Annotated in this window: 5 protein-coding genes and 2 pseudogenes; 4 read left to right on the forward strand and 3 right to left on the reverse strand. The window is 71.6% G+C overall.

Annotated features, from left to right (window positions below; genetic code table 11):
- Positions 1–236: pseudogene (locus tag ACXJKG_RS19870) on the forward strand (type II toxin-antitoxin system PemK/MazF family toxin); the annotation flags it as partial.
- A 183-nt stretch (positions 237–419) separates the two neighbouring features.
- Positions 420–680: a 30S ribosomal protein S20 gene (gene rpsT / locus ACXJKG_RS19875; protein WP_456847455.1), complete on the forward strand. Its 261-nt coding sequence runs from the start codon at positions 420–422 to the stop codon at positions 678–680.
- A gap of 201 nt (positions 681–881) precedes the next feature.
- On the opposite strand, the gene ACXJKG_RS19880 is transcribed toward rpsT, so the two are convergent.
- Together ACXJKG_RS19880 and ACXJKG_RS19885 are read right to left on the reverse strand one after the other, a co-directional pair.
- On the reverse strand, positions 882–2,204 hold the full coding sequence (locus ACXJKG_RS19880; RefSeq protein WP_456847456.1) for a helix-turn-helix domain-containing protein: 1,323 nt from the start codon (positions 2,202–2,204) through the stop codon (positions 882–884).
- Positions 2,205–2,296: 92 nt separating this feature from the next.
- The gene (locus ACXJKG_RS19885) at positions 2,297–2,443 is read right to left on the reverse strand and encodes a hypothetical protein (RefSeq protein ID WP_456847457.1); all 147 of its coding nucleotides are present in this window, start codon (positions 2,441–2,443) and stop codon (positions 2,297–2,299) included.
- Positions 2,444–2,656: 213 nt separating this feature from the next.
- Here ACXJKG_RS19885 and ACXJKG_RS19890 point away from each other — a divergent pair, with 213 nt between their 5' ends.
- Together ACXJKG_RS19890 and ACXJKG_RS19895 are read left to right on the forward strand one after the other, a co-directional pair.
- Positions 2,657–3,385 (forward strand): EAL and HDOD domain-containing protein, encoded by a 729-nt coding sequence (locus ACXJKG_RS19890; RefSeq protein WP_456847458.1) that lies wholly within the window; start codon positions 2,657–2,659, stop codon positions 3,383–3,385.
- A gap of 122 nt (positions 3,386–3,507) precedes the next feature.
- Positions 3,508–4,125 (forward strand): EAL domain-containing protein, encoded by a 618-nt coding sequence (locus tag ACXJKG_RS19895; protein ID WP_456847459.1) that lies wholly within the window; start codon positions 3,508–3,510, stop codon positions 4,123–4,125.
- Positions 4,126–4,128: 3 nt separating this feature from the next.
- On the opposite strand, the pseudogene ACXJKG_RS19900 reads toward ACXJKG_RS19895, so the two are convergent.
- Positions 4,129–4,300, reverse strand: a pseudogene (locus ACXJKG_RS19900) (DNA polymerase III subunit delta); the annotation flags it as partial.

Consider the following 4,300-nt stretch of genomic DNA (forward strand, 5'->3'; position numbering starts at 1 on the left):
GGCTCATGCTCACCAGCAAGGACCACAGTCGCGACGCCGTGCTCGAGGCGAGACGCGGGCGCGTCTGGATGGACATCGGCACCGGGCCGTGGGACTCGCAGCGCCGCCCGAGCGAGGTCCGCCTGGACCGAGTGCTCCGCCTGCCACCGTCCGCCGTCCGTCGCGAGGGGGCCGTGGTGGACCGGGCGCTCTTCGAGCAGGTGGCGACCGCGACGCGTCGCGCCCACGGGTGGTGAGCCCCGTCACGGGGTTCGGCTTCAGGCCTCCCGCCTGCTAACATAGGGATTCGCGTGTCCGCCCGGGTCGGCGGGCACAAGCCCAGTTCCTCTCCGCGGGTATCCCCACGCCCATGTCCCGGAGCTGTGCGCGCCCTCTAGACCTGTCAGATCGCTTCGGCGAACGCACAAGAGAGTCCACACGTGGCCAACATCAAGTCCCAGATCAAGCGCATCACCACCAACGAGAAGGCGCGTCTGCGCAACAAGTCGGTGAAGTCCGAGCTCAAGACGCACATCCGTCGCGTCCGCGAGGCCGTCGCCGGTGGCGACAAGGACGCCGCGTCGGTCGCCCTCGTCGAGGCGTCGCGCAAGCTCGACAAGGCAGTCTCCAAGGGTGTCATCCACGAGAACCAGGCCGCCAACAAGAAGTCGGCGCTGGCGAAGTCGGTCGGCGCGCTCTGAGCCACCCCTGAGCTGGTCCCGGCCATGCCGTGACCGCCAGGCGGCCGGCCAGGCCCCCACGTGAAAGGCGTCACCCCACCCGGGGTGGCGCCTTTCGAGAATCTCGCGCCGTTGGTGCACCTCAGGTCGGACTCCGCACGACACTGAAGGCGTCACCCCCCCTGCGGGGTGACGCCTTCAGTGTTCTCCGGCCACGATCGATCAGGTCAGCGACCAGGTCTCCCAGGTGCTGAGCGGGATCGTGGGACGGAAGCCTGCCTCGCGCAGCGCACGGTCGTACGCCTGCGCCGCTGCCGCGCTGTCGCCGTGCATGGCGTACCGGTCGCCCAGGTCGCGCCAGGCCGACGCGGACTGCCGCGACGCCGACATCATGCCGAGCAGGTCGGCCGCGGACTCGTACGCCCGTGCCGCACCGGCCGTGTCGCCGCGCGCGTGCAGCGCGTCCCCGCGGGACACCTGCGCGAACGCCGTCTCGAGCCGCGGCGGGTCGCCGAGCCGCTCGAGGGCCGCCGACGCGAACCTCTCGGCCGCGTCGATGTCCCCGAGCAGGAGGTAGGCACGCGAGCTCTCGACGTCGACGCGGGCGAGGTCGAGCTCCGAGCCGAGGACCGCCATGTCCGGGGCCGCACGCTCGATCTGGTCGAGTGCCGCCCGCGGGTCGACCGGGTCGGAGCGCAGCAGCAGCCACGCGTAGTTGAGCCGCAGCCGCGGCAGGTCGCGGTCGGCCTCGCCCTCGGACAGCAGGGCAAGGGCGCGCTCGGTGTAGCGCTGCGCCAGCTCGTAGTCGCGGCGCTGCTCGGCGACCAGGGCGGCGTTCCAGTAGACGCTCCCCCGACCCCGCGGCGTGCCCAGCGACTCCGCAAGGCGGACCAGCTCCGCGGCCCGGTGGGTGGCGTACAGCAGATCGCCGCGCTCGACGTAGGCCCACAGGACCGTCGACGCCAGACGCAGGTGCTCGTCCGTCCCCGTGAGGTCCGCTGCCTCGAGCTCCCCGAGCGTCCGCTCGCCGACCTCGACGCTGCGGTGCAGGTCGCCGGCCTCGAGGTAGGACGCGACGAGCGCGTTGGCCAGCTTGGCGGACTCGACGTGATGGGCGCGCGCCCGGGAGTCGGCCAGCAGCGGTTCGAGGATCGCCACCGAGGACTCGAGGTCGCCCAGCACCTCGAACGCGTGCGCGAGGGTGGTCAGGGCTTCCACCCGGACGTTCGGCGACACGATATCGAGGTCGAGCGCCTCGAGCCGCCGACGAGCGCCGGCGGCGTCGCCCTGCGTCATGTCCAGCTTTGCGTAGTCGATCTCGAGACGCGTGCGCGCCTCGTTGGGACCGTCTTCGCCGTGCTTCAGATATTCGAGGGTCGTGCCCAGGCGGGTGGCCAGCACGGCGAGCGCGGAGTCGGTCGGTTCACGATGACCCGCCTCGATCAAAGAGATGTAGCTGGGTGAGAAGGCGGATCCGGCAAGCGCTGTCTGGGAGAGCCCAGCCGCGAGCCGGGCGTCGCGTACCCGGTCAGCAATCGTGGTCATGGTCAGTCATTGTATGTGTGACGTCCCCCGGATGCACCACCCCCGGCAGAGGCGGCGTGTCCGGACCCCCGCTGTTCACCCGGAGCCGCCCGTCAATCGAGGATCGTCCGGCAGCACCCGCTGGCGCCGCCGGTGTTGGTGCTGTCGATCGGACCGWCGGCGAGCGCGTTGCCCGGCGAGAGGGCCAGCGAACCGAGCACGGCGAGGACGACGAGGGCCGACTTGAACGGTCTGGACATGTGAGTGCTCCTTCTACGGTCATCCAGCGATCCGGGTGGTGCCCCATGATGACGTGCTCGGCGCGTCACGTCTCCCACTTCCTCCCGGTCCGCCCCTGATCGGGTGAATGTTCCGGCCAGGATCCCGCGCCGAGCAGGGTCAGCATCGCCGTCACAGAATTCCACCCGCAAGTCGGCGGTTCACAGCGCCGAAGATGTGGTGTCATAGATGCCATGACACCGGACGACGCCGACGGGCGGCTCGCGTATCTCGCAGCCGCAGTGGAGGACGCCATCCCGAACGCCCTCCGGCAGGAGTGGGCGCAGCGGATCTCCCACGAGCCGGTGCTCGTCGCGCGGCAAGGCATCTTCTCGGAGCACGGCCGTCCGTTCGCCTACCAGCTCTCCTTCCGGTCGCCGGACCAGCACACCGCCACCGCGTTGTCCTGGAGCTCTCACCAGCACGAGCGCGCGACCGCCCACGTCCTGGGCGCCACGTTCGGCCGCGCGGACCTCGAGCACGTCGCCCACGGTCGGCTGCTGTTCGTCCGCTGCCCGCGCGCCTACCTGGTCGGTGACCTGCCGATCCCTCGCCGCCCGGACCGGCTCGTCATCGAGATCAATGACGCCGTCACCATCGACGCCGCCGTCCTGGCCGGCGTCCGGCGCCTGCGGGAAGAGGGTTTCCGCATCGCGGTCCCCGCGTTCGTCAGCAACCCGAACCAGCGCCGCCTGCTCCCCCACGCCGACTTCGTGAAGATCGACGTCCGCGATCTCGACGTCGAGGGCCCGCCCGTCGTGCACCTGGCACGGTCGTACGGCGCCCTTCTCGTCGCCGAGTACGTCGAGAGCCCGGACACCCTGCGCCACGCGCGCGACCTGGGGTTCACCCTGTTCCAGGGCAACCTGCTCGAGCGCGCCGGCGTGCTCGACCGCGCGGGCGCGCGGCGCGTCAGCCTGTAGGGCGCAGTCGCCACGGGCTCGGACCCTCCGGCACCGTCCGGCGTGTCCGGTCACAACCCGTTGGTCCGGTTGGGTGAACGGCGTCATAGACCGCCACCACGCCCCTCTCATCCGGTGTGACCGTGCCCGCCGTCTCCCCCGCCGTACCTGCTCGGCTGCCCATCGCGCGCCAGCCCATCTGGACCGCGGGCGGCCAGCTGTACGGCAACGAGTTCCTCTACCGGTCCCGCGACGGCCTGCCGGCACAGGTCGACCGCTGGGGCYCCGACCGCCAGGACGTCGCGACCGCGTCGGTCCTCGACGTCCTCTTCGGGGACGGACCGCCCACCAGCAGCACGCTCGCCTTCGTCAACGTGACCCGCTCGTTCCTGGTCGACGACCGTCCGCTCCCGGCGCACGCCGGCCGGCTCGTGCTCGAGGTCGTCGAGTCCGTCGCGGCGGACGACTCGGTGCTCGCGGGGCTCGAGCGGCTCCGGTCCCGCGGGTACCGCATCGCGATCGACGACTTCGCGGCCGAGCCCGACCAGCTGGCGATGATGCCCTACGCCGACTTCGTGAAGATCGACTGTCGCGACGTGCACCGCCTCGGTGACGACCTGGTCCGGCTGGCCCGCACGTACGGGGCGACGCTCGTCGCCGAGCGCGTCTCCGACACCGAGCTGGTCGAGGAGTGCCGCACCCTCGGGTTCGAGCTGCTCCAGGGCGACGTGCTCGGTCCGGCCGTGACGCTCGGCGCGTAGCCGTCAGGAGCCGACGGCGCCCGCGACGCGCAGGACGGCCCGCTCCACCGCGAACTGGGGGTCGCGGCCCTCGCCCTTGACCTCGGCGTCTGCCTGCGCCACCGCGGCGATCGCGCTCGCCAGGCCCTCGGGCGTCCACCGGCGCAGGTCCGCCATCGCCCGGTCGGTCTGCCAC

The organism is Cellulomonas sp. P5_C6 (genome assembly GCF_054049635.1).